This is a genomic window from Paucibacter sp. TC2R-5, from assembly GCF_025717605.1.
Taxonomy (GTDB): domain Bacteria; phylum Pseudomonadota; class Gammaproteobacteria; order Burkholderiales; family Burkholderiaceae_C; genus Paucibacter_A; species Paucibacter_A albus.
The window spans coordinates 550939-575642 of record NZ_JAJIRQ010000004.1; the positions used below are offsets into that span (position 1 = coordinate 550939).

Here is a 24704-nt window from a genome sequence, read left to right on the forward strand (position 1 = left end):
CTCAGCCGTGCACCGCCGCAAAACCCGGCTCGCCGTCAAAGTTGTAGAGATTCTCGGTCTTGACGACGTCGAAGCCGGCCTCGTGCAGGCGCACTTGCAGGGCCAGCACATCCTCAAAGCTGACCAGCTCGGCCGGGGTCTTGAAGCGGCAGCGCCAGTGGTCGACACAGAAGGTCTCGGGGAAGCCCTGTGGCCAGACCTTGACGCCGCGATTGGTGATCAGCTGCAGCGGCAATTGCGCGGCAGCATGGGGTTTGAGGCTCTGGCCCAGTTGCTCGGGCAGGCCGCCATTCCACTGCAAGAACACGTCGACGCCGACCAATTCCTTTTTCTTCGGCTTTTGGCGCACGACCGGGGGCAGGGTCAGCGGACCGCTGTTCTCGTAGCTGGCCGGCTTCAAAATTTCTGGCATCTTGCCCAAGCGGGCAATCACCGCGTCCGCAAAGGCCTGGGTGCCGAGCTTCTGGAAGCTCAGACCTTCGCGGTAGATGTCGGCGGTGTGTAGACCCTCTTCCAAGGTACGCAGCCAGGCGTTGTGGATGCGCACTGCCACATCCGCTTGCCCGATGTGCAGCAGCATCTGGATCGCACCGTGCAGCAGGCCCGAGGGGTTGGCTATGTCTTGGCCGGCCAGGTCGGGGGCGGAGCCATGAATGGCTTCAAACATCGCGCATTGGTCGCCGATATTGGCCGAGCCGGCCATGCCGACAGAGCCGGCAATTTGCGCCGCCACGTCGGACAGAATGTCACCGTAGAGATTGGGCATCACGATCACATCAAAGCGCTCCGGCGTATCGGCCAGGCGCGCCGCGCCAATGTCCACAATCATGCTGTCGCGGGCGATGTCGGGGTATTGCGCGCCGATTTCGTTGAAGACCTGATGGAACAGACCATCGGTCATCTTCATGATGTTGTCTTTGACGAAGCAGGTGACGCGCTTGCGGTTTTGCTGGCGGGCGTACTCGAAGGCATAACGCACGATGCGCTCGCAGCCCGGGCGGGTGATCAGCTTCAGGCATTGGTAGACCTCTTCGGTCTGGCGATGCTCGATGCCGGCGTACAAGTCCTCCTCGTTTTCACGCACGATCACTACATCCATGGTCGGGTGGCGTGTCGGTACAAAGGGCGCGTAGGCCACGCAAGGGCGCACATTGGCATACAGGCCCAGCGCTTTGCGGGTGCTGACATTGAGGCTTTTGTAACCACTGCCTTGCGGGGTGGTGATGGGAGCCTTCAAGAACACGCGGGTGCTGCGCAGCGAATCCCAGGCACTGTTGGCGATGCCGTTGGGGTTGCCGCGCAGATAGACCTGCTCGCCGATCTCAATCACTTCGGCCTCTATCCTTGCGCCGGCGGCTTCGAGCACGCGCAAGGTGGCTTGCATGATGGAGGGGCCAATGCCGTCGCCATAGGCGATCGTGATGCGGGTTTTGTCGGTGTTTGCAGTGCTTGAGTTCATCTCGGTCTCCGTAGGGGCCACAGCTCAGGTGGCGATGAAGGCATTGTTCCGATATCGAGTCATCTGCGAAAATAGATTCGAACAAGGCAATCCATCTATAAATGCAAATGAAAACCCGCTTGCACACCCGTCAAACCACCTTCCGCCAGTTGGAAATCTTCAAGGTGGTGGCCGAGCGACTGAGCGTGACCGAGGCGGCCCATCAGCTTCATCTGGCGCAGCCGACCGTTTCGACCCAGTTGGCCAAACTCAGCGAGGCTTTGAACTCAAAGCTGTTCGAGCAGATTGGCAAAAAGTTGTATCTGACCGATGTGGGTGAAGAGTTGCTGCGCGCCAGTCGCGAGTTGTTTGAGGTTCTGGACCGTTTGGAGATGCGCTTGGCTCAGCGCGCCGGCCTGTCGGTCGGGCGCTTGCGCTTGGGTGTGGTGACCACGGCCAAGTACCTGGTGCCGGCGCCGCTGGGGGCCTTTTGTCGTCAGCACCCGCAGGTGGATGTGGAGTTCCAAGTTGGCAACCGCGCCGACATCAAGCAGCGTCTGCAGCAAAATCTGGACGACCTTTATGTGTTCAGCCACCCGCCCAGCGATCTGGACATTGACGCGACGCCCTTAACCGACAACCCGCTGGTGGTGATCGCGCCACGCGACCATGGCTTGGTGGGCCGGGGTGAGCTGCCTTGGTCGGCCTTGGCCGGAGAGCGCTTGCTGATGCGTGAGCTGGGCTCGGGGACCCGGCATGCGATCGAGCAGCATGCGCAGTCGAGCGGGCTGGCGCTGGGTCAAATCATCACCATCGCCAGCAATGAGGCGATCAAGGAGTCGGTCGCGGCCGGCTTGGGGCTGGCCATCTTGAGCCGGCTGGCCTTGACGCATATGGCGCCCGGCAATTTGGTCGAATTGCCCGTGCAGGGCTTCCCGATCGCCAATCGCTGGTACTTGGTGACGGCCAAGGGCAAGCAGCTGTCGCCGATCGCCCAGGCCTTCAAGGACTTTCTAATGCAGCACTGTGTTCAGCAATAGACGCAGCAGGGCAAAGCTTAGGCTTCGCGGCGCAGGGCCGGGAACAAGATCACATCGCGGATCGAGGGGCTGTCGGTGATCAACATCATCAGCCTATCAATCCCGATGCCGCAGCCGCCGGCCGGTGGCATGCCGTATTCCAGCGCGCGGATGAAATCGGCGTCATAGAACATCGCCTCTTCGTCGCCGGCATCCTTGTTCGAGACCTGCGCCTGGAAGCGCGCCGCCTGGTCTTCGGCATCATTCAGCTCGGAGAAGCCGTTGGCGTACTCGCGGCCGGTGATGAAGAGCTCGAAGCGGTCGGTGATCGTGGGGTTGGCGTCCGAGGCACGGGCCAGCGGTGACACTTCGACGGGGTAGTCGATGATGAAGGTCGGGTGCCAGAGCTTTTCTTCCACCACCGCTTCGAACATGCCGAATTGCAGCTCGGGCAGATTCCAATGCTTGGGTGCTTCTTCGCCCAAGGCGGCCAAGCGCTCGCGCAAAACCAGGGCGTTGTCGGCTTCGTCAGGTGTCAGGCCGGCATGCTCAACCAAGGAGTTACGCACCGACAGGCGGGCGAAAGGCTTGTCCAGATCAACCGGCTTGCCCGCATAGGTGATCGCTGCAGAACCGGTGGCGGCGCGGGCGGCGTGGCGCAAGACTTCCTCGGTGAAGTTCATCAAATCATGGTGCGTCCAGTAGGCCGCATAAAACTCCATCATCGTGAATTCGGGGTTATGCCGAACCGAAATGCCTTCGTTGCGGAAGTTGCGGTTGATCTCGAACACGCGCTCGAAGCCGCCCACCAACAATCGCTTCAGATACAGCTCGGGCGCGATGCGCAGGAACATTTCCTGATCCAGCGCGTTGTGATGGGTGATGAAGGGCTTGGCGTTGGCGCCGCCGGGGATCGGGTGCAGCATCGGCGTCTCGACTTCAAGGAAGTCATGCTCGACCATATAGCTGCGAATTGAAGACACCGCCTTGGAGCGGGCCACAAAACGCGCGCGAGCGGCCTCGTCGGTGATCAGGTCGACATAGCGCTGGCGGTACTTTTGCTCCTGGTCCGACATGCCGTGGAACTTGTCGGGCAGTGGCCGCAGGCTCTTGGTCAGCAGGCGCAAATTGGTGACGCGGACCGACAGCTCGCCGGTCTTGGTGCGGAACAAAGTGCCTTCGGCGCCGACGATATCGCCCAGATCCAGATGCTTGAAGGCCGCATAGTTGTCTTCGCCGATGCCGTCCTTGGTGATGAACAGCTGCAGGCGGCCTGTGGCGTCTTGCAGGGTACCGAAGCTGGCCTTTCCCATCACCCGCTTGAGCATCAAACGGCCGGCCACCGACACGGCGACGGCTTGCGGCTCCAGCTCTTCGTTCTCCAGATTGCCATAGCGCTGGCTCAGCGGCAGCGCGCGGTGCTGGGGTTTGAAGTCGTTGGGGAAGGGGACCGGGTTGACGGCGCGCAGGGCGGCGAGCTTCTCGCGGCGCTCGGTGATGAGCTGGTTCTCGTCGACGGCGACAGGAGCGTGGTGCGGTGCGGCGGGGGTGTGCTGGGTCATCTGGAGGGCGTCAACTGGTTGAATTTCCGTTGATTTTAGACGGGCCGCCGAAGCGCCCCCCGTAGAATCTGGCGCTTCCCTCTATTTCTGCCTTCGCGGCTCGCCATGCGCCCCAGCTTGCCCATCATCGACCGACCCATCCGCTTAGCCCTGGTGGGATGCGGGCGCATTTCAAAAAACCATATCGAGGCGATCGCGGCTCATGGCGCCAATGCCCAGTTGGTGGCGGTTTGCGACAGCAAGCCCGAGGCGCTGGCCGCAGCGGTGGCGCTGACCGGCGCGGCCGGTTTCGAATCGCTGGAGGGCTTGCTGGCCCATTCGAACGCCGACATCGTCGTGCTCGCCACACCCAGCGGCTTGCACCCCCAGCAGGCTTGTGCCATCGCCGCCGCCGGCCGCCATGTGCTGAGCGAGAAGCCCATGGCGACCAAGCTCGAAGAAGGCATTGCGATGGTGCGGGCCTGCCGTGACGCGGGCGTGAAGTTGTTCGTGGTCAAGCAAAATCGACTCAACGCCACCGTGCAAAAGGTGCGCGAGGCGATCCAGCAAGGCCGCTTCGGGCGTATTTTTCTGAGCACCGTCAATGTGTTCTGGACCCGGCCTCAGGCCTATTACGACGCCTCGCCCTGGCGTGGCCGCTGGGACTTGGACGGCGGCGCCTTCATGAATCAGGCCAGCCACTATGTCGATCTGCTCGACTGGTTGGTGGGCCCGGTCGACAGCGTGCATGCCTACACCGCCACTTTGGATCGTGATATCGAGGCCGAGGACACGGGCGTGATGAGCGTGCGACTGCGCCACGGCGGCCTGGCCTCGATCAATGTGACCATGCTGACCTATCCGCAGAATCTTGAAGGGTCGATCACCATTCTGGGTGAAAAAGGCACGGTCAAGATTGGCGGCACGGCGGTCAACAAGATCGAGCATTGGCAGTTTGCCGACTCCAGGCCCGAGGATGCGCTTGCCCTCAGCGCCAACTATGAATCTGGCAGTGTCTATGGGTTCGGCCACCCGCTCTATTACGACAACGTCATCAAGACCTTGCGCGGCGAGGCCAACGCCCAAGTCGATGGTTACGAAGGCCTGCGCTCGCTGGAAATCTTGATAGCCGCCTACCGCTCGGCGCGCGACGGTGTTCGCGTCGGCTTGCCGCTGGTGTTTTAACGATGAACTACTGGAAGCATGAATCTGCCATCGTCGACGACGGCGCGCAGCTCGGCGAAGGCAGCAAGGTCTGGCACTTCGCCCATATCAGCGCCGGCGCGCGCATCGGCGAGCGCTGCGCCTTGGGGCAGGGCGTCTACGTCGGCAATGACGTGCTGATCGGCAACAATGTGCGCGTGCAGAACAATGTCTCGGTCTATGACGCGGTGACGCTGGAGGACGATGTGTTTTGCGGCCCCAGCATGGTGTTCACCAATGTCTTTAACCCGCGCGCGGCGGTGGCGCGCAAGAGCGAATATCGCCGCACCTTGGTAAAAAAAGGCGCAACGCTGGGTGCCAATTGCACCATTGTTTGTGGCCACACCATAGGCGCTTATGCCTTTGTTGGCGCAGGCGCGGTGGTGCAAAAAGATGTGCCCGATTTTGCACTCGTGGTCGGTGTGCCGGCCAAGCGCATAGGCTGGATGAGCCGCTATGGCGAGAAGTTATCTTTCGACGCCAAGGGCTTTGCCGAATGCCCGCATACCGGTGACCAATACCGCCTGGATCGCCTCGATGGCGGAGTTTGCGCACTCGTGAAAGAGGGATCGCTGTGAGTCTGCCCTTTATCGACCTGAAGTCTCAGTACACGGCCCTCAAACCCCGCATCGACGCACGCATCCAAGCCGTGCTCGATCATGGCCAATACATCATGGGCCCTGAGGTCAAGGAGCTCGAAGCTGCGCTGGCCGCCTACACCGGCGCCAAGCACTGCATCACGGTGTCCAGCGGCACCGAGGCGCTGTTGATTGCCTTGATGGCGCTGGACCTGAAGCCCGGTGACGAGGTCATCACCACGCCGTTTACCTTTGCCGCCACCGCCGAAGTCATCGTCTTGCTGGGGGCGGTGCCGGTCTTTGTGGACATCGAGCCGGACAGCTGCAATATCGACGCTCGCCTGATCGAGGCGGCCATAACGAGCAAAACACGCGCCGTCATGCCGGTCAGCCTGTACGGTCAGGTCTGCGATATGGACGAGATCAACGCGGTCGCTGCCCGTCATGGTCTGGCCGTGATCGAGGACGCCGCACAGAGTTTTGGCGCGAGCTACAAGGGCAAGAAGAGCTGTGCGCTCAGCACCTTCGGCGCCACCAGCTTTTTCCCCAGCAAGCCTTTGGGCTGCTATGGCGACGGCGGCGCGCTGTTTACCGATGATGATCTGCTGGCCCAAGCCGCGCGTGAGATCCGCGTGCATGGACAAAGCCAGCGCTACACCCATACCCGACTGGGCGTGGGTGGGCGCATGGACACGCTGCAATGCGCGATCGTGCTGGCCAAACTGGAGCGCTTTGACTGGGAGCTGGCGCAGCGTCGCGCCCTGGGCGCGCGCTACCGGCAATTGATGCAGGACTTGCCTCTGCAAGGCCTGAGTCTGCGCGCCGACCGTGACTGCGTCTGGGCCCAGTTCACGCTGCAAGTGGATCAGCGCGCAGAGGTGCAGCAAGCACTCAACGCGGCAGGCATACCGACCGCGATTCACTACCCCAAGCCCATGCACAAGCAGCCGGCCTATGCGCAATACGGCCAGGGCAAGAGCTTCCCTCATGCCGAGCGGGCTGCGGAGCGGGTGTTGAGCCTGCCCATGAGCCCCGACTTGAGCGAGGCACAGCAAGACAGCGTGGTGGCGGCCTTGGCAAGCGCTTTGCGCGTTTGATGAGTCGCCCCTCTGATGGCTAACAAGGGCTTGCTGCGGGCGACCCTGACTCTGCTGACCGGCGGCGCGCTGGCGCAGGCCTTGCCGCTATTGCTCGGGCCTTGGCTGACGCGCATCTACACGCCGGCCGAGTTCGGCCAGTTTTCGTTTTTATGGGCCTTGGCCAGCAATGTGGCGGTGGTGGGCTGTGCGCGCTACGAGTTTGCGCTGCCGCTGGAGGCCGACGCTGGGCGCGCCGCCGTGCTGATGGCGCTCTGCGCCCGCGTGCTGTTGGTGATGACAGCGGTCAGCGCCGTTGTTGGCTTGGTCTTGTGGGCCTGGCAAGACCTGACCCTGGGTTGGTTGATGCCTCTGGCGGTGCTGGCCGCTGCAGCCACGCAGTGGCTGACCCTTTGGGTCACGCGCGCACAGCGCTTTCACTTGCTGGCCGGCTCGCGTGTCTTGCAGTACGGCGGCGGCGCGCTGCTGCAACTGGGTTTTGGGCTGGCCAGCCTGGGCGTGCTGGGCCTGCTGCTGGGCCCGGTGCTGGCGGCTTTGGCCACGGCGGCTCTGCTGGCCCGACCCGCGCCGCTGGGCGGCTGGGCAGGGCTTTGGCGGGTGCCACACCAAGCGCTGCGGGCAATGGCGGCCAAGCACCGCGACTTCCCGCTGTTCAACACGCCGCACGCCTTTGCCGGCGCCTTGCAAGACAGTTTGGCCATGCTCTTGATCGCAGCCTGGGCCGGGGACGCGGCGGCGGGCTTTTGGGCCTTGGCGCTGCGCTATTGCAAGGCACCGGCCAGCTTGATTGGCGGCGCGTTGTCCCAGGTTTTGTACCCGCGTTTGGTGGCTGCGGTGGACGGGCCCGAGGCGCTGCAACTGGTGCGCCGGACCATGGCGGTTTTGTTGCTGCTGTCGGCGCCCTTGGTGCTGGCGCTCTTGCTGGGCGGGCCATGGATCTTCGCGACGCTGTTTGGCCAGGCTTGGCAGCCGGCCGGCGAAGTGGCGCGGGCCTTGGCGCCCTATATCGCGCTGCACTTTGTCGCCTCGCCGCTGTCGGTGGCGATGATGGCTTGGCGGGCGCAGGCTTGGGGTCTGCGTTTGGCCTTGCTTGGGCAAGTCTTGTTTGTGCTGGGGCTGGCGGGCGGCTTGGCCCTAGGCGGCTTGGTCGGCGCGGCCTGGGGTGTGTCGGCCGCTATGCTGGCGTACTTCGGCTATTTTTTCTGGGCCTTGGCTCATTGGCAGAATTTTCCTGATGTTCACCCTCATGCTCCGGTCTAGCTTCAACCAATGGCGCCGCCGCTTGTTGCGGGCCACTGGCTTTCGCACCGTGTTTGGCGAGCGCGCAGCCGATGGCCGACTCTTGCCGAACAGCCGCATCGCACCCAGCACCTGCATTGAGGGCGAAGAGGGTCTGAGCTTGGCCGACCATGTATTCATCGGCCAGTTCAATTTCATCGAGGCGACGGGAGGGGTGCAGATCGACGAAGGCGTGCAGATCACCAATTTCGTCAGCATCATCACCCACAGCTCGCACCGCTCGATTCGCCTGCTAGGCCGCCAGTATGTGAATCATTCGGGCGAGCGCCCTGGTTTCATCAAGGCGCCTGTTCACATCGGTGCCTACAGCTTTATCGGGCCACACAGCCTGATCGAAGCCGGCGCAGTGATCGGCAAGGGCGTGGTGATCTGCGCCTATGCGCAGGTGCGCGGCGAGGTGCCGGACTTTGCCATCATGGCGGGCCAGCCGGCGCGCCAGGTGGGCGATGTGCGCGTGGCCGATGCCAAGCTACTGGCAGCTCACCCTGAGTTGGCGCCGCACTATCAAGCCTGGGCCGGGGAGTTGCCGGTTTGAAGAACTTGAAACCCACACAAGCCGCGCAGCCCATCAAGCTCGTCTTGATCGGCGACGGCGAAAGCCCCCATTTGCTGAAGTGGGCGCGCGCGCTGGCGCAGTCGCCGGGGGTTGAGCTTTGGGCCGCATCGTCGCGCGGCTTCACGCCCGAGTTCGAGGCCTTGCTGCCAGCGGCGCGGCGCTACGCCATGCAGACTAAGCCAGACCATGGCGGCGGCAACCTCGGCCTCTTCATGCATCTGCCTGGCCTGGGCGCTTGGCTCAAACGCGTCGACGCCGACTTTTTGCATGCGCATTACCTGACCTCGCATGGCACGCTGGCCTGGGCGGCGCGGCGCGGCTGGCGCTTGCGCGCGCGCATCATCGCCTCGGCCTGGGGCAGCGACATTTTGGTGACGCCCAATCTGGGCTGGGGCTATCGCTGGCTCACGACGCAGGTGCTGAAGGCCAGCGCGCTCTGTACCTCGGACTCGCGCCATATGACGGCGCGCATGCAGGAGCTGGGCGCGGGCGAGGTGATGACCTTTCCGTTTGGCCTGGACGCCATGCCCAAAGCCAATGTGCCCAAGCAGCCCTGGCTGTTTTTTGCCAACCGAGGCTTGGAGCCGATTTACCGCCCGCAGCTGGTGCTTCAGGCTTTTGCAGCGTTGGCGGCGCAAATCCCCGAGGCCAGGATGGTGGTGGCCAATGACGGCTCGCTGCGGGCCGAACTGGAAACGTTAGCGCGAAAACTGGGCGTCTCGGAGCAGGTGCAGTTTGTCGGTCGCCTGGATGCCAAGGCGCAGGCCCTTCACTACGCCCGCGCGCGCTGGTACTTGAGCCTGCCGCAGAGTGATTCGGTGTCGGTGTCGGTGCTGGAGGCGATGGCGCATGCTTGCGTGCCGCTCTTGTCCGATCTGCCTGCTAATCATGAGCTGCTGGGTGAAGGCGCTGGGCGGGGCTTGATCGTGGATGCGGGTGCCATGCCTGGTTTTCCCGGCTTGCCGGCGCAAGTGCTGGCGCTGGAGAACCAAGCGCAGGACATGGGTGCTGCCAACCGCACCTGGGTCGCCCAACATGGCTTGTTTGCGCCCGCAGTGCAAAGATTTTTGAATCGTCTGAGAGAACTGGATAGCCCCAATTGAAGCTGCTGCTGATCAATCATTACGCCGGCTCACCCGAGCACGGCATGGAGTTCCGGCCCTTTTACATGGCACGCGAGTGGCTGCGCGCCGGCCATCAGGTGCTGATTCTGGCGGCCTCGCAGTCGCATGTGCGCAGTAGCCAGCCGCGGCCCGGTGGGCAAACGTTGGACGGTGTGCCTTTCGTTTGGTACAGCACGCCCGCATACGCTGGCAACGGCCTGGGGCGCGCGCGCAATATCTGGTCGTTTTGCCGCCAGGTCTGGAGTGATGCCGATGCGCTGGCCGAAAACTTTCAACCCGATGTGGTGATTGCGTCCAGTACCTACCCGATGGACATCTGGCCGGCCCGCCGCATCGCCCAAAAGGCCCGGGCCAAGCTGGTCTATGAGGTGCATGATTTGTGGCCGCTGTCACCGATCGAATTGAGCGGTATGTCGCCCATTCATCCGTTTGCACTGGTGTGCCAGCAGGCCGAGGTAGAGGCTTACCGTGACGCGCATGTCGTGGTGTCCATGTTGCCTAAAGTACACGAGCATATGGCCGGTCATGGGCTGGATTTGAAGAAGCTGCACATCGTGCCGAACGGCATCGCGCTGGACGAGTGGATGGATGCGGAGGCCGGCCATAGCGAGGCCTTGAACCCCGAGATCGCCACCCATATCGCGCTGCAGCGCGCCAGCGGCCGGCTGGTGCTGGGTTACGCCGGCTCGCATGGCCTGCCTAACGCGCTGGACGTGCTCTTGGATGCTGCCAAGCTCCTGCAAGCCAGCCCAGAGGGGCAAAAAATTGCCATCGTGATGGTCGGTGGTGGGCATGAAAAAGCTCGTCTTGCCGAGCGCGTGCGCAGCGAGGGGCTGAGCCATGTGAGCTTGTTTGACCCCATACCCAAGGGGCAGATCCCGGCGCTCTTGGGCCAGTTCGACATCGCCTATATCGGCTGGCAGCGCACGCCCATCTACCGCTTCGGCATCGCCCCGAACAAGCTGATGGACTACATGATGGCGGGCCGTGCGGTGCTGCACTCGGTGGAGGCCGGCAATGACCCGGTGGCCGAAGCGGGTGCGGGTTTGACGGTCGCACCGGAAGACCCGGCGGCTGTCGCCGAGGGTGTGTTGCGCCTGGCGCAGTGCAGCCCGGCCGAGCGCACGGCCATGGGTCAAAAAGGGCGGGCTTTCGTGCTGGCGAACCACACCTATCCGGTGCTGGCCCAGCGCTTCATCGACGCCTTGAACTGAGCGCGCATGAACCCGCGCAAAGACCAAGATCAAGAGCAAGAACTTGAGGCCATTGCCGAGCGCTACCAGCGCCGCGCGGGCGCAGTGCCCATCGACCGCTACAGCCTCTTGCGGCCGGAAGTCTGGCAGATGTGGCAAGAGCGGCAGCGGGCCTTGCTGCGCGTTTTGGCGCAAAGACCGGGGACGCCGGCGGATTGGCACTTGGCCGAGGTCGGTTGCGGCGCCGGTGGCAATCTGCAAGAAATGCTGCGCTTTGGCTTCAGACCCGAGCATCTGCAAGGGGTGGAGTTGCTGCCCGAGCGCCATGCGGCGGCCCGCACGGTATTGCCCGAGGCCCTGCGCTTGAGCTTAGGCGATGCCTCGCAAGCCGAGATCGCGCCGGCCAGCCAAGACCTGGTCTTGCAATCCACGGTGTTCTCTTCCATCTTGAGCGACACCGTGCAGGCGGCCCTGGCCCAGGCCATGTGGCGCTGGCTCAAGCCTGGCGGTGCTGTGCTTTGGTATGACTTCATCGTCGACAATCCGCGCAACCCGGATGTGCGTGGTGTGCCGCTGAAGCGCGTGCGTGAGCTGTTCCCTGAGGCGCAGATCAAGTGGCAGCGCCTGACTTTGGCGCCGCCCTTGGCCCGCCTCGTTTGCCGCCTGCATCCGAGCGCTTACACACTGTTCAACAGCATTCCCTGGCTGCGCACGCATGTGCTGGCCGTGATCGAGAAACCATGAGTGATTTGCCGTTTTTGCCGTTCGCCTTGCCTGAGATTGGTGAGGACGAAATCAATGAGGTGGTCGACACCTTGCGCTCGGGCTGGGTCACGACCGGCCCCAAGGCTAAGCGCTTCGAGCAGGATTTCGCCGCTTTTCTGGGCGAGCCGCAAATCGAGTGCATCGCCGTCAACTCGGCCACCGCTGGCCTGCATTTGGCGCTGGAGGCCTGTGGCATCGGCCCCGGCGACGAGGTCATCACGACCACCCACACCTTCACCGCCACCGCCGAAGTGGTGCGCTACCTCGGCGCCGACGTGGTCTTGGTCGACATCGACCCGACCACACTCAATATCGACCCCAAGCTGGTCGAAGCTGCGATCACCCCGCGGACCAAATGCATCATCCCGGTCCACTACGCCGGCCTGGCGGTGGACATGATCGCCATCCTCGACATCGCCCGCAAACATGGCCTGCGGGTGGTCGAAGACGCCGCCCATGCGCTGCCCACCACGCTGGAGAAAGAGCTGATCGGCACCATGGGCAGCGACGCGACGGTGTTCAGCTTTTACGCCAACAAGACCATGACGACAGGCGAGGGCGGCATGTTGGTGACGCGCAATGCGGAGCTGGCCAAGCGCGCGCGGGTGATGCGCTTGCACGGCATGAACCGGGATGCGTTTGACCGCTTCACCGCCAAGACGCCGAGCTGGTATTACGAGATCGTGGCGCCAGGTTTCAAGTACAACATGACCGATATCGCGGCGGCGCTGGGGATTCATCAGCTCAAGCGGCTGCCGGCCTTTCAGGCTCGGCGTGAGGCAATTGCCCAGGCCTATAACGCCGCCTTCACCGACCTGCCGCTCATCTTGCCGCCCGAGGCTCCTGAAGGGGACGTGCATTCATGGCATTTGTACGTGCTGCGCTTGAGTGACGAGTTGGAGATCGATCGCGACAGCTTCATCGAGCGCATGTACGCCGCCGGTATTGGCTGCAGCGTGCACTACATCCCGCTGCACCTGCACCCTTATTGGCGTGAGCGTTATGAGCTGGGCCCTGAGCAGTTCCCGCATTCGCAAAAAGCGTTTGAGCGGATGTTGAGCATCCCGCTCTACACCGCCATGACGGACGCAGACGTGCAGCGCGTGATTGCGGCGGTTCGCGCGATAGCAGGCTGATGCCGATGTGGGCTAAACGGCTTGTCGATGTTTTGCTGTCTGCGCTTGGCCTTGTGTTGCTGGCGCCGCTGCTGCTGGCTATTGCGCTGTGGATCAAGCTGGACTCGCCCGGCCCTGTGCTGTTCAGGCAAGCGCGGGTAGGGCGGCGAGGCCGGCTGTTTTCTATCCACAAATTCCGCACCATGCGGCCGGATGCACCCAGCTTGGGTCCGCAAATCACCATTGGCGCCGACCCTCGTGTCACCCGCGCCGGTCAGGTCTTGCGCCGCAGCAAGCTGGATGAGTTGCCGCAACTCTGGGATGTCTTTCGCGGTGCGATGAGCCTGGTCGGGCCGCGCCCCGAGGTGCCGCGTTATGTGGCCTTGTATCCGGTGGATATCGCCGAGTTGGTGCTGTCAGTACGGCCCGGCATCACCGATCTGGCTTCGATTGAATATCGTGATGAGAGTCGCTTGCTCGCCGAAGCCGCCGACCCTGAAGCCTGCTACGTTGAGCAGGTCATGCCGGCCAAGCTGGCCCTGGCGGCGCGCTATGTGCAAACGCGCAGCTTCAGTGGTGACTTGACGTTGTTGCTGCGCACGGTCAAGGCTATCCTAAGTTGAGATGAGCGGAGCTGAGTTTGCGCCGACAATCCACCCCACTATGTTCTGGCTCTCACTCGAAGGTTTTTTAACCCGCATTCGACCCTACCGCGAGGCGCTCTCCCTGTTGCTGGACGCTGCCCTTGTGGCGCTGGCCTGGCAGGCGACCTATTTGTTCCGACTCGGTTTCGAGCGTTGGATGTCGGCTCGGCCTAGCTACGACGAATGGGTCATGCTCGCTTTGGTCGGCCTCTATGTGCTGGTGTTGTGGCTGCTGCGCGTACCCAAGGGCATGTGGCGCTTCAGCGGCTTCGGAGAGGTCAAGCGCTTAGCGGCGGCCTGCGCGATTGCCGGCACGCTGGGCGCAACGATGGTGCTGATGGCTCATTTGAGCGGGGTGCCGCGCGCCGTGCTGGCCTTGCATCCGCTCTTTTGTCTGATCGCGCTGGCGATGATGCGCTTGGGTTACCGCATGCTGTACGAGCATATGCGCGGGCGCATCAGCGGCAGCTCGGTCGAAACGCACCGGGCACTGGTGCTGGGGGCTGGCCAGGCTGGGCGTTTGGCGGTGGCGGGCATACAGCACCAGGGCTGGGTTGTGGTGGGCTGGCTCGACGATGACCCGGCCAAGCAGGATTCCCGTGTCGCCGGCATCCCCGTGCTGGGGCGTTTGGAGGAGGTCACGCGCTTCGCGCCCTTGCACGGCATTACGCATCTGATCGTGGCAATGCCTTCGGCAGCGACGGAGCAACGGCGCCGAGCCTTGGATCTGGCCGGGCAGACCGGTCTGCATGTGTTGACCGTACCTAATCTGGAGGAACTGCAGACGGGCCGCAAGGTCGATCAGTTACGCGACATCGAGCCCGAGGATTTGCTGGGCCGTGCGCCGGTGCAACTGGACGAGGGTGGCATCAGCGAATGCATCAACGGCAAGGTAGTGCTAATCACCGGTGCCGGCGGCAGCATAGGCAGCGAGCTGTGTCGGCAAGTGGCGCGTTATGGGCCGCGCCTGCTGGTGCTTTACGAGCTGAGCGAAGTGGCGCTGTATCTGATCGAACAAGAGTTGTCGGAGAAATTTCCGCACATTCCTCTGCTGCGCTTGGTTGGTGACGTCAAGGACCTGGAGCATCTGCGTTACACCTTCGGCAAACACAAGCCACAAATTGTTTTTCATGCCGCCGCCTACAAGCATGTGCCTTTGATGGAAGTGGACAACGCCTGGGTCTGCTTGCGCAACAACACGCTGGGCACTTATCACGCAGCTCTTGCTGCGGCCGAAAGCGGCGTGGAGCGATTCGTTTTGATCAGCACCGACAAGGCGGTCAACCCGACCAATGTGATGGGTGCGAGCAAGCGTGCCGCGGAACTGGTGCTGAGCTATATGGCAGGGCAGGGGCACGTCACCAAATTCATGGCTGTTCGATTCGGCAATGTGCTGGGCAGCAGCGGCAGCGTGATTCCGAAGTTCAAGCAGCAGATCGCCAAGGGAGGCCCGGTGACGGTCACCCACCCCGACATCACCCGCTACTTCATGACCATCCCCGAGGCTGCGCGTCTGGTCGTGCAAGCGGCAGCCATTGGCGAGAGCGGGCAAGTGCTGGTCTTGGACATGGGAGAGCCGGTGCGGATTGTTGATTTAGCGCGTGACATGATTCGCCTGTCCGGGCGCGGCCAAGACGAGATCCAAATCGAATTCAGCGGCCTGCGGCCGGGCGAGAAGTTGTTTGAGGAATTGCTGGCGGACAGCGACACCACGCTGCCGACCAGTTGCGCTGGATTGGCGTTAGCTCGTTTGGATGACAGCCGGCAGAGTGCCGAGGTGATGGGGTGGCTGCTGAATGGGGCGTGCGCGCTTGGGCAGACAGATGATGAGGCGGTGCGCAAAGTGCTGCGGGAGTTATTGGGGGCGGCGTTCAATTCGAAGCATTGAGTGAGGTTCCCTGGGCAGACAGACCTCGAAGATGATGTGCGCGCCTATGGCAGGGCTAGCTCCGGTTTGGTGGAGCGCCAATTCATGTTGTTTCTGATGCAGACCGCCGAAGGCCTGCCCAACCCGCATGAAGTACACCCCGGCAGTACGGCAGAGGCCAAAACCCTGTTGCCCGTAATTTGCGGCCTGTTCGAGCGCTGCCCGCTCAAACCTGTGGTGCCGATTGCTGGCCGGGGGGGCTCTTGAGCACCGCCAACATGGACGAATTGGGTAAGCTGCAAGCTGAATCGCCCCGAATTCCGAGGAGGCCAGTTGGTGTAAGTCAGGCTACTGCCGCAGCCTGATTGGCGAATTGCCGGTGATCGTTTGCCTCAGCTTCTGAAGGAGGGATGTAGCCGATGTTCCGAGCAGGCGTTGGTGGTTGAACCAAGCCACTCATGCAAGGGTCGCCAACTCGACGGATTCCTTGGTTTTCCATGGCCCCCGGCGATGAATCAATTCGGCCTTGTAGAGCCCGTTGATTGTCTCAGCCCGTGCGTTGTCGTAGCTACCAACAGCACAGGCCATCATCGAGCTGATTGTTCAGCGGCAGTCCATGGCTTGACACAAACGTTTGGCATAATGTTAGATTGAGTGCTTGGCCTGTCGGTTCGAGTCAGTCGGGCGCGGCTAGCTTGTTTTTGGGCGGTTCAACGGCGCGTCCTTAGCTCATCGTTGGTAATTTTCCGCTTTTTTGAATGGCCACCATAAAAAGAAAGCAATGCTTGTTCATCAACGGGAAGTTCACGGCCCAGCGCATGACAGGTGTTCAGCGGGTCGCCGAACAATTGGTTCGGGAACTTGATCAAACGCTGGAGGCCCCTGCCGAGCTGCTTTGCCCCCCAAGCGGAGGCTTTGCCAATTTGCAGAACATCAAGGTTCGGATGATCGGCCCCAGTTGGCTGCCACTTACTCTATGGGAGCAACTGATACTGCCTTTTGCCACACGCAACGGGAGCCTTTTGAATCTGGCTGGCGCAGCACCCGCACTGGCGCGCAAGCAGTATTGCGTAATGCACGACGCCGCGATTTTTGACCAGCCAGATGCCTATGCCCAGGTTTTTTTGTCTTGGTACCGTTGGCTGTTCAGGCGACTGGTTGCGCGGGCGCAGGGTTTATTCACGGTCTCGAATTTCTCGAGGGATCGTCTTTCCTTGGCGTTAGGTGTGCCTGAATCAAGGTTTGTAGTACTGGGCCTTGGCAGTGAACACCTTTCAGTGGTGCAGGCGGACGAGAGTATCCTGGTAAATTCAGGACTGACTCCTGATCAATATTTTCTCGCGGTAGGAAGCCACAACCCGACAAAAAATATGCGGCGACTTGCGCATGCTTTTGCGGCCATAAGGCCGTCGGCTATTAAATTCGTCCTTGTGGGCGGAGGCAATTCCAGGGTTTTTTCAGGCGACGACATTGATGAAGTGTCAGGTATGTTGAATCTGGGTGCTGTGAGTGATGAAGCCTTGGTTGCCCTTTATCGTGGGGCCCTGGGATTTGTGTTTCCTTCCACTTATGAGGGCTTCGGGCTGCCTCCGCTGGAGGCGATGGCGATGGGCTGCCCGGTCATCGTGGCTCGCGCGGCGGCATTACCCGAGGTTTGTGCTGATGCCGTCCTGTATTGCGACCCTCTGGACATCGAGTCGATAACCGCCGCTTTACAGCGGTTAATCGACGAGCCGATGTTCAGGCAGGAGTTGAGGCAGCGGGGTTTTGCTCGGGCGAGGATGTGGACATGGGCAAGTGCGGGACGGCGTCTGCGCGCTGGGATCAAGCTCAACGGAGCGGCGCCGTGAGAATTCTGCAGTTGAGCAAGTTCTATCCTCCGGTGCTCGGAGGCATCGAGTCAGTTGCCTGGGAGCTTGTTGAAGGCCTGAATTCAAACGGCATGCGTGCCGACGTACTGTGTTCCAACCAAAGCTGGCCGACTGTGCGGGAACATTTTCCTGGTGGCTACGACGTGGTGAGAGCGGGTTCCATGGGCATGTTGCTCTCCACTTCGATGTCTGCAGTGATGCCAAGTCTAGTGGCGGAAATGGGCCGGCGCGCGGATGTTTTGCATGTTCACATGCCAGACCCGATGGCTGCACTAGCTGTGTGGCTGGCTCGCCCTAAATGCCGTGTTGTTGTGCACTGGCACAGTGACGTGATTCGGCAGCGGCGCGCTTTGGTGGTCTATGAGCCGCTGCAACGGTGGTTGTTGCACCGCGCCGACGCGGTGATAGCGACGAGCCCACCCTATATGGATGCATCGGAACCGTTACAACCCTGGCGCAACAAGGTCTGTGTGATCCCGATAGGCATCAGCGACAGTCGCGCTGCCGCAAGCTCCGACTTGGTGCAGATGCTCCGGCGAAAATATGGTGAGCGCCGCATGGTATTTGCGCTTGGGCGCATGACTTACTACAAGGGATTTGACATCCTTGTCGAAGCCGCAAGCCAGTTGCCTGAAGATTGTGTGGTCGTCATAGGCGGGGTGGGTGAGATGCTGGAAGCTTATAAATCCATAGCCCGCCAACTTGGGCTTACTGCCAAGGTACATTTTGTCGGGCATATCCCCGACAATGAACTACCGAGTTACTTTGCCGCCTGTGACATTTTTTGTTTCTCATCGACGGTCCGCGCCGAAGCCTATGGTGTGGCAATGCTCGAGGCTATGGTGATGGGAAAGCCAGTCGTGGCGACGGACATTGCAGGTTCAGGCGTGCCCTGGGTGAACCGGCATGGCGTGACTGGGCTTAATGTCTCTGCCGGAGAGAGTCGTCCGCTGGCGGCAGCGTTGCGCAGCCTGCTCGATGATGTAGAGATGCGGGCCGCTCTTGGTGCGGGCGGGCGCAAGCGCTACGAACAGGAATTTGATTCAAAAAGAATGACCGCCAAAACAATTGAACTCTACGGGCAGCTGGCCTGAGGGCAGTGGTTGTTCCCTAGACTTTTATCAATAATTTATAGTTGGGTAAGATATTTTGTCACGCTCTACATTGGCAAGCCGCTTGCGTCGTCGTTTTGACGTCATATTTGTGTTTACTGTTATTATTCCGACTGTCGTTGCGATAATTTACTATGGACTGATTGCCTCTGATGTTTATATATCGGAATCAAGATTCGTGGTGCGCAATCCACAGAGGCAAGCGCAGTCAGGATTGGGCGCATTGCTTCAAGGGTCCTCGTTCTCCAGATCGCAAGATGACACCTATTCTGTTCACGATTACATCCGCTCGCGGGATGCCTTGGGTGAACTTGATAGCAAGTTGAATCTTCGCGCTGGGTATACTAAGTCGGAAATTGATTTAATCAGCCGATTCCCAGGTTTAGAGCGCTGGGATACGAGTTTTGAGGCCCTGCATAAGTATTATCTTCGCCATGTCGATGTCGAATACGACACCGCCTCATCCATTAGCGTGCTGCGCGTTCGGGCTTTTTCGGGTGAAGATGCCAAGCGTATCAACGAGCAACTGCTGGAGATGGGCGAGCGCTTGGTCAATACGATGAACCTGCGCAGCCGGCAGGACTTGATCCGAGTGGCTGAGCAGGAGGTGCAGGTCGCAGAGGAGCGCTCCAAGACTGCGGCGGCCGCCTTATCGTCATACCGAGCCGATCGTTCGGTTTTCGACCCCGATCGCCAGAGCATGATCCAGTTGCAGGGCGTAGCCCGTCTGCGTGAGGAGTTGCTGAACGCCGAGTCACAACTGGCGCAGGTTCGCAAGGTGTCGCCCAGCAACCCGCAGATTGCTTCCCTTGAAAGTCGCGTCGATGCCTTGCGCAAGGCGCTTTCCGTCGAGAGCGCCACTGTATTGGGTAGCAATGGAGCGCTGAGTGCCAAATCACCAGCTTATGATCGGTTCGTGTTGGAGAAGACTTTCGCTGATCGGCAACTCGCTGGTGCGCTGGTGGCCTTGGACACCGCTCGCAGCGAAGCCTCGCGCAAACAGCTATATCTTGAGCGCCTGGTTCAGCCCAACGAACCCGACAAGTCCGCCGAGCCGCGCAGATTGCGGTCTATCGTGACGGTGTTCATCCTAGGCCTGATCTTGTGGGGCGTCGTCCGCCTCGTGCTCGCAAGCATTCGCGAGCACACGGCTTGAGTGGCACAAGGCAATTGCGGATGTACAACTCATTGAAGGATTCGCTGCGCATCCAGAGGCGCGTCATATGGGCGTTGATGATGCGCGAGGTCATTACTCGCTTCGGGCGCGAGAATTTGGGCGTTTTATGGCTGATTGCCGAGCCGATGATGTTCACCCTTGGGGTTACTGCTTTGTGGACATCTTCCGGTATGCACCACGGATCGAGTTTGCCGATCGTTGCGTTTGCGATAACCGGTTACTCGTCGGTGCTGATGTGGCGCAATGCGGTCGGTCGATGTATCAGCGGCATTCAGAGCAATGCCAGCTTGCTATACCACCGCAATGTACGTGTCATTGATGTCTTCGTGACTCGTGTGAGTCTTGAAATGGCAGGCGCAACGGCTTCGTTCATCATCCTTGCGACCTTCTTCTCGGCTATCGGATGGATTGCTCCGCCAGAGGATCCTCTCTTGGTCGTAGCAGGCTGGTTGATGCTTGCATGGTTCGGCGCTGCCCTGGCCATGGTTATTGGCGCGGGGACGGCATATAGCGAGATAGTCGACAGACTTTGGCATCCGGCGTCCTACCTGCTCTTCCCTCTATCGGGGGCCGCTTTCATGGTGGATTGGCTGCCTGCGTCCGCGCAGAAAGCGGTTCTCATACTCCCCATGGTGCATGGTGTGGAATTAGTGCGGGAGGGATATTTTGGGGCGACGGTGCATACGCATCACGACATGGCCTATATGGCTACGATCAATTTGGTGCTGACTTTGCTTGGCCTCTTTTTGGTGCGGGATGCCGGTAAAAGGGTGGGCTCGCGATGATTCGGCTTGACAACGTTTGCAAGGACTATCTCACCCGCTTGGGGCCGCGTCATATTTTGAGTCACGTCAATCTAACGCTGGAGCGCGGGCGTCATATCGGAATACTCGGGCGCAATGGCGCGGGCAAAAGCACGCTGGTGCGACTACTCAGTGGCGCTGAAAATCCAACTTCGGGGCGCATTCACCGTGAGATGAGCGTCAGCTGGCCACTTGCTTTTACGGGGGCCTTTCAAACTCACTTGACGGGCCTGGATAACCTGAAATTTGTCTGCCGCGTTTACGGTGTTGACTGGAAGCCGCTGGTGCCTTTTGTCGAGGAGTTCACCGAGTTGGGCATCTATCTGCGCGAGCCGGTGCTGAATTATTCGGTTGGCATGACCATGAGACTGGCCTTTGCGCTCTCGATGGCCATCGAATTCGATTGCTTCCTGATTGATGAAGGATTGTCAGTCGGCGATGCGCGCTTTGGCGATCGCTGCCATGTCGAGCTGTTTCAGAAGCGCAAAGACCGTTCTTTCATCCTTGTCTCGCACGACCCAAATATCATCCGGGCCTATTGCGAGAGGGCGGCGGTATTGCATCTTGGTCGCTTGTATGAGTTCCCGACCGTCGACGAGGCCTTCGAGTTTTACGAAAACCAGCACGTTCCCCCACCAGGGCCGCGGTTTGATTGAGGTGCGTTTGAAAATTCTGCTCGAAATGCGTCCAGCTCTGGACGGCCATAGCGGTATTCCACAGGAGGCGCGCTTATTGTTTCGCGGCCTTGCCGGCATGGACGATGTCGATGTTCTAGGCCTGCTGCAGAGTGGCAACCTTGTTCTTGATGCAGGGCTAGCGACGACGGACCTTAAGCAAAGTTCTCCCGTAAACTCAGCGGCAGAGATCGATCGACTGTCGCGTGTCGTGGTGTCTCTGCAACAAGGACCGGCCTCGCATCGGTTTGAGCATTGGCGCAAGCGCTTGCTACGCATTGCCGGCCCGCTGGCAGCGGCGGCGGCTGCCTTGATGGGGCGCAAAATTGCCTTGAGCAGATTCGATCCCGCTCACTTCAAGGACTTCGTTTGGCGGGCGATGTTCGCGAAGTCATTGCCAGTCGAGGACTTTGATAGTGTGACAAGCCGCGAATTCAGAGTCATGCGGTGGCCATGGTCTGCCATGAACGCCGTAGGCGTTGCCTCGGCAGCGCTGGGTCACGCGGTATATCCGCGCTTGAATACGCGCAGCATCGACGTGATGATCGCCGAGACGCCCTACCCAGGGCGGGTCAGTCGTGGTACCCGCATGATCGTGCGCTACCACGACGCCATTCCGCTGCTGATGCCCCATACCATCAAGGATCGGGGCTATCACCGCGCCATGCATTTCCACGCGCTTAAGCGCAATGCAGCCGACGGCGCTTGGTTTGCCTGTGTGTCGGAAGCCACTCGGCGCGATTTGCTGTCGGTGCTCCCGGAGGTGGAGGGTCGTGCGGTCACCATTCCCAATATGGTGTCGCACCACTATGTTCCCGAGCAGGGCCCACCCTCCCGCGTGCCCGAGATCATCTGGAGTCGCAAGAATCGTCAAGCGCCCCATGAAGGCGGTGCCGATGTGTACGATGGCGATTTGCAAGATGGTGCCTTGCCCTACTTGCTGATGGTGTGCACGGTGGAGCCCCGCAAAAATCATCAAGCGCTTCTCGATGCCTGGGAGTTGTTGCGCACGCAGGGTTACAGTCAACTGAACTTGATTTGCGTAGGTTCGATGGGCTGGGATCACGAGGCCATCTTGAGGCGCTTTACCCCTTGGTTGCGGCGCGGCGGCCTCCATCTGCTGCACGACGTGCCGCCGCAAGACTTGCGCCTCTTGTATCGCCATGCGCAGGTCACTGTGTGCCCCAGTTTCGGCGAGGGCTTTGACTTCTCCGGCGTGGAGGCGATGTGCAGCGGTGGCGTGGTGGCCGCGTCGGATATTCAGGTGCACAAGGACGTCTACGGAGCTGCGGCCGAGTATTTCAGCGCCTACTCGCCGCAGGAGATGGCAGCCGTTCTGGATCGGCTGATGGGCCCGGAGAGCGCGGCGCGTCGTGCCGAACTAAGATGTGCAGGGGGCGAGGTTACGGCCCAGTACCGGCCTGCTGTCGTTTTGCCTCAGTGGCAGGACTTCCTGCACCGCGTCTGCGGCGAGCAATGATCGGATTGAAGTTCCTGCGTGAGCTCGCGCGCCGAGTACGTCGGCGCGTGAGTGGCTCGAACCAGCATGCGCCGGTTACGTTCGACGTCGCCGATATCGAATCCGTGCGACGGACCTACTATGAGCAGGGTTCGATGGGTCCCGAGTGGGCCTCGTACGCGCATGCGCACATGCGTTTGCCTGAATGGTTTCAGTTGGGCCTAGATCCGTGGGGCGTAGACTATATGCAGCAGCAACTTAAGCTGTGGGCCTTGATCGCCGGTGCCAACCTCCCCTATAACCCTGAGCTGCATGAGATGGAGGCGGACTGGGGCACCGTTGACCCGATCCGCCAGCCTGGTTTCTATGTCCGGCGGGACCCGCTCGCTGTTGCCAGCGCGTCGGATCATTGGATTGCTACTGGCATGCTGCTAAAGCATTGCGGGCTGGCATCTGGTGATTGGGCACTGGAGTACGGGGCGGGCTTTGCTCAATCGGCGCTGGCCTTGGCACGTCTGGGTGTGAATGTCGACACTGTTGATATCTCACCTACCTTTTGCCGTTTCGTGCAGGAGCAGGCTGACTTCTTTGGCGTGCCTTTAACCGCTTTTAATGCACAGTTTGGCTATCGGCCACGCCCCGAGCAGCGCTATAAGCTGATCTGGTTCTACGAGAGCTTCCACCACTGCCTGGACTTTTCCCAGTTGGTCCAGCGACTGGATTGCCTGTTGGCACCCGGTGGTCGCATCATTCTGGGCGGCGAGCCCATCGTCGAACAGGAAAATGCCGCTGTGCCTTATCCGTGGGGCGTGCGCCTGCACAGCGAGGTTGCGGCCGTCGTTCGGCAGCAGCAATGGATGGAACTGGGCTTCTCTGAGCCCTTTCTCTACGAACTCTTCGCCCGCTACGGCTTTGAAGGGAAGCGAATCGAATGCGAACCTTCGCTTTTCGGGCGGCTGTACGCTTTCACGCGTGCCAACGAGAACGGTTGAATTTCAGCAGGCCTTAGCTGCGTATTTCAGCCTATCGCGGCCACCCATTTCAGCGGAACGCGGACAGCGTTTCAAACTGATCCCGGACACCCCTAGCGCGCGCAAGTGACCTGAACCGTGGGCATGCTGACCGATTTTTCGGTCTCTCATGCCCACTCCCAGGATTCACATGCGCCAACTACCGTAAGTTCACCCACCAAGTAGTCGGCCCTGCAAAACCCCGCCAACCCCCATGGCTACTGANGGCAAACCAATTTTTGCAGCCAATTTTGCTGCTCGATAAAACACCCCGCGGCTGCTTGGGATGTTAATAACCAGGATGCCCCCCGCGTTCAATGCCGTATCGCATGCTTGAAGTGCTGCACCCACGCCGGGAATGTGTTCCAAAACATCGTTGAAAATGAGTACGTCAAACTTCGCATTGATGGGCAGCGCCTCCGGGAAAAATCCCTGCACAACCGACAAACCCTGGGCCTGACACCGGTTGGCCACTAAGGCATCTGGTTCTAGGCCCATAACGTCAAAACGGCTCGACACTGCCTCGAGGAACCAGCCGTGTCCGCACCCAACTTCCAGTAACCGCACGTGGGCCCGAGTTGTAAATTTTCCTAGCCAGTGCCCTAATTTTTTGAAGTTGTGCACTCTCAAAGTGTGTAGGCCCTGCTCCCTCTGTGGTTCCGATATAGAAAACTCTGAGCTGTTAATAGCGGGTTGCAAACAAGAGCCTTCATAAGCACATTTCTTGCAAATACGATGCCAATCCACCAAACCCACCGAAAGTGCAGCGCCGCAACATGGGCAAAGTTGAGTAACTATCAATTCAACTCACCAGATCTATGTGGATGGCTCTGCGCGGCACATTGGCCACGTCAAAAGTAACAAAGGCTAGCAACAATTGCAAGCCTAGCATCGTTGGTAAAGCCGCAAGCATGATTGTACCCAGTGGGGTGGGAACATCTGTATTGAAAGCCCTATGCCAGTGATAGGAGCCAAAAAATATGCCGAAGAATAACGCAGCCAGACCCAAGACCAGCTCAAGCGAAGCTGCCGTAGTGTCTCGTAGAAAATAATTGTAAAAAATGCGCTTTCCAAAATTGCGCATATGGCCAACCAAGAAATTGCCTACTACGTCTATTATTCGTAAATTGCTAACTTCGTCCTCATAGCGCGCATCCAT

Annotated in this window: 22 protein-coding genes and 3 pseudogenes; 20 read left to right on the forward strand and 5 right to left on the reverse strand. The window is 60.4% G+C overall.

Going from position 1 to position 24704, the window contains the following annotated elements; all coding sequences use genetic code 11:
- Window position 1 precedes the first annotated feature (1 nt).
- Window positions 2-1459: an NADP-dependent isocitrate dehydrogenase gene (locus LNV08_RS12620; RefSeq protein ID WP_263534045.1), complete on the reverse strand. Its 1458-nt coding sequence runs from the start codon at window positions 1457-1459 to the stop codon at window positions 2-4.
- Window positions 1460-1566: 107 nt separating this feature from the next.
- On the opposite strand from LNV08_RS12620, the gene LNV08_RS12625 reads away from it, so the two are divergent.
- Window positions 1567-2478, forward strand: a complete 912-nt coding sequence (locus LNV08_RS12625; RefSeq protein ID WP_263534046.1) for a LysR family transcriptional regulator — start codon at window positions 1567-1569, stop codon at window positions 2476-2478.
- Between the two features lie 17 nt (window positions 2479-2495).
- On the opposite strand, the gene lysS is transcribed toward LNV08_RS12625, so the two are convergent.
- The gene (gene lysS, locus LNV08_RS12630; RefSeq protein ID WP_263534047.1) at window positions 2496-4019 is read right to left on the reverse strand and encodes a lysine--tRNA ligase; all 1524 of its coding nucleotides are present in this window, start codon (window positions 4017-4019) and stop codon (window positions 2496-2498) included.
- 105 nt (window positions 4020-4124) lie between these two features.
- Here lysS and LNV08_RS12635 point away from each other — a divergent pair, with 105 nt between their 5' ends.
- From LNV08_RS12635 to LNV08_RS12690, 12 genes and pseudogenes are all read left to right on the forward strand, one after another.
- Window positions 4125-5183, forward strand: a complete 1059-nt coding sequence (locus LNV08_RS12635) for a Gfo/Idh/MocA family protein (RefSeq protein WP_263534048.1) — start codon at window positions 4125-4127, stop codon at window positions 5181-5183.
- Between the two features lie 2 nt (window positions 5184-5185).
- Entirely contained in the window at window positions 5186-5779 is a 594-nt protein-coding gene (locus LNV08_RS12640; RefSeq protein ID WP_263534049.1) for an acyltransferase, read from the forward strand.
- Window positions 5780-5781: 2 nt separating this feature from the next.
- The gene (locus LNV08_RS12645; RefSeq protein ID WP_263534092.1) at window positions 5782-6876 is read left to right on the forward strand and encodes a DegT/DnrJ/EryC1/StrS family aminotransferase; all 1095 of its coding nucleotides are present in this window, start codon (window positions 5782-5784) and stop codon (window positions 6874-6876) included.
- A gap of 15 nt (window positions 6877-6891) precedes the next feature.
- Window positions 6892-8136 (forward strand): lipopolysaccharide biosynthesis protein, encoded by a 1245-nt coding sequence (locus tag LNV08_RS12650; RefSeq protein ID WP_263534050.1) that lies wholly within the window; start codon window positions 6892-6894, stop codon window positions 8134-8136.
- Complete coding sequence (locus tag LNV08_RS12655; protein WP_263534051.1) at window positions 8123-8710, forward strand: acyltransferase; 588 nt, start codon at window positions 8123-8125, stop codon at window positions 8708-8710. The genes LNV08_RS12650 and LNV08_RS12655 overlap by 14 nt, the downstream gene beginning before the upstream one ends.
- A complete protein-coding gene (locus LNV08_RS12660; RefSeq protein WP_263534052.1) occupies window positions 8707-9834 on the forward strand; it encodes a glycosyltransferase in 1128 nt (375 codons plus the stop codon). Before LNV08_RS12655 ends, LNV08_RS12660 begins: the two co-directional genes overlap by 4 nt.
- The gene (locus tag LNV08_RS12665) at window positions 9831-11069 is read left to right on the forward strand and encodes a glycosyltransferase family 4 protein (RefSeq protein WP_263534053.1); all 1239 of its coding nucleotides are present in this window, start codon (window positions 9831-9833) and stop codon (window positions 11067-11069) included. Before LNV08_RS12660 ends, LNV08_RS12665 begins: the two co-directional genes overlap by 4 nt.
- Window positions 11070-11075: 6 nt before the next feature.
- Window positions 11076-11792, forward strand: coding sequence for a class I SAM-dependent methyltransferase (locus LNV08_RS12670; protein WP_263534054.1), 717 nt, complete (start codon window positions 11076-11078; stop codon window positions 11790-11792).
- A complete protein-coding gene (locus LNV08_RS12675) occupies window positions 11789-12949 on the forward strand; it encodes a DegT/DnrJ/EryC1/StrS family aminotransferase (RefSeq protein WP_263534055.1) in 1161 nt (386 codons plus the stop codon). The genes LNV08_RS12670 and LNV08_RS12675 overlap by 4 nt, the downstream gene beginning before the upstream one ends.
- A gap of 5 nt (window positions 12950-12954) precedes the next feature.
- The gene (locus LNV08_RS12680) at window positions 12955-13551 is read left to right on the forward strand and encodes a sugar transferase (protein WP_414858729.1); all 597 of its coding nucleotides are present in this window, start codon (window positions 12955-12957) and stop codon (window positions 13549-13551) included.
- A gap of 40 nt (window positions 13552-13591) precedes the next feature.
- Window positions 13592-15460 (forward strand): polysaccharide biosynthesis protein, encoded by a 1869-nt coding sequence (locus LNV08_RS12685; RefSeq protein WP_263534057.1) that lies wholly within the window; start codon window positions 13592-13594, stop codon window positions 15458-15460.
- Window positions 15461-15487: 27 nt separating this feature from the next.
- Window positions 15488-15744 (forward strand): annotated as a pseudogene (locus tag LNV08_RS12690) (IS1634 family transposase); the annotation flags it as partial.
- 38 nt (window positions 15745-15782) lie between these two features.
- On the opposite strand, the pseudogene LNV08_RS12695 reads toward LNV08_RS12690, so the two are convergent.
- Window positions 15783-16009 (reverse strand): annotated as a pseudogene (locus LNV08_RS12695) (IS3 family transposase); the annotation flags it as partial.
- Between the two features lie 188 nt (window positions 16010-16197).
- Here LNV08_RS12695 and LNV08_RS12700 point away from each other — a divergent pair.
- The 7 genes from LNV08_RS12700 to LNV08_RS12730 all read left to right on the forward strand — a co-directional run bounded on the left by LNV08_RS12700 (window position 16198) and on the right by LNV08_RS12730 (window position 23527).
- Complete coding sequence (locus tag LNV08_RS12700; RefSeq protein WP_263534058.1) at window positions 16198-17289, forward strand: glycosyltransferase family 4 protein; 1092 nt, start codon at window positions 16198-16200, stop codon at window positions 17287-17289.
- Window positions 17286-18404 (forward strand): glycosyltransferase, encoded by a 1119-nt coding sequence (locus LNV08_RS12705; protein ID WP_263534059.1) that lies wholly within the window; start codon window positions 17286-17288, stop codon window positions 18402-18404. Before LNV08_RS12700 ends, LNV08_RS12705 begins: the two co-directional genes overlap by 4 nt.
- 82 nt (window positions 18405-18486) lie before the next feature.
- Window positions 18487-19578, forward strand: coding sequence for a hypothetical protein (locus LNV08_RS12710; RefSeq protein ID WP_263534060.1), 1092 nt, complete (start codon window positions 18487-18489; stop codon window positions 19576-19578).
- A gap of 20 nt (window positions 19579-19598) precedes the next feature.
- Window positions 19599-20384, forward strand: coding sequence for an ABC transporter permease (locus tag LNV08_RS12715; protein ID WP_263534061.1), 786 nt, complete (start codon window positions 19599-19601; stop codon window positions 20382-20384).
- A complete protein-coding gene (locus LNV08_RS12720; RefSeq protein ID WP_263534062.1) occupies window positions 20381-21058 on the forward strand; it encodes an ABC transporter ATP-binding protein in 678 nt (225 codons plus the stop codon). Before LNV08_RS12715 ends, LNV08_RS12720 begins: the two co-directional genes overlap by 4 nt.
- Before the next feature lie 7 nt (window positions 21059-21065).
- The gene (locus LNV08_RS12725; RefSeq protein WP_263534063.1) at window positions 21066-22556 is read left to right on the forward strand and encodes a glycosyltransferase family 4 protein; all 1491 of its coding nucleotides are present in this window, start codon (window positions 21066-21068) and stop codon (window positions 22554-22556) included.
- Window positions 22553-23527, forward strand: a complete 975-nt coding sequence (locus LNV08_RS12730) for a class I SAM-dependent methyltransferase (protein ID WP_263534064.1) — start codon at window positions 22553-22555, stop codon at window positions 23525-23527. The genes LNV08_RS12725 and LNV08_RS12730 overlap by 4 nt, the downstream gene beginning before the upstream one ends.
- A gap of 189 nt (window positions 23528-23716) precedes the next feature.
- Here LNV08_RS12730 and LNV08_RS12735 read toward each other — a convergent pair whose 3' ends face one another.
- Together LNV08_RS12735 and LNV08_RS12740 are read right to left on the reverse strand one after the other, a co-directional pair.
- Window positions 23717-24169 carry a class I SAM-dependent methyltransferase gene (locus LNV08_RS12735; RefSeq protein WP_263534065.1) on the reverse strand — a complete coding sequence of 151 codons (453 nt, stop codon included), beginning with the start codon at window positions 24167-24169 and terminating at the stop codon, window positions 23717-23719.
- A gap of 178 nt (window positions 24170-24347) precedes the next feature.
- Window positions 24348-24704 (reverse strand): annotated as a pseudogene (locus LNV08_RS12740) (glycosyltransferase family 2 protein); the annotation flags it as partial.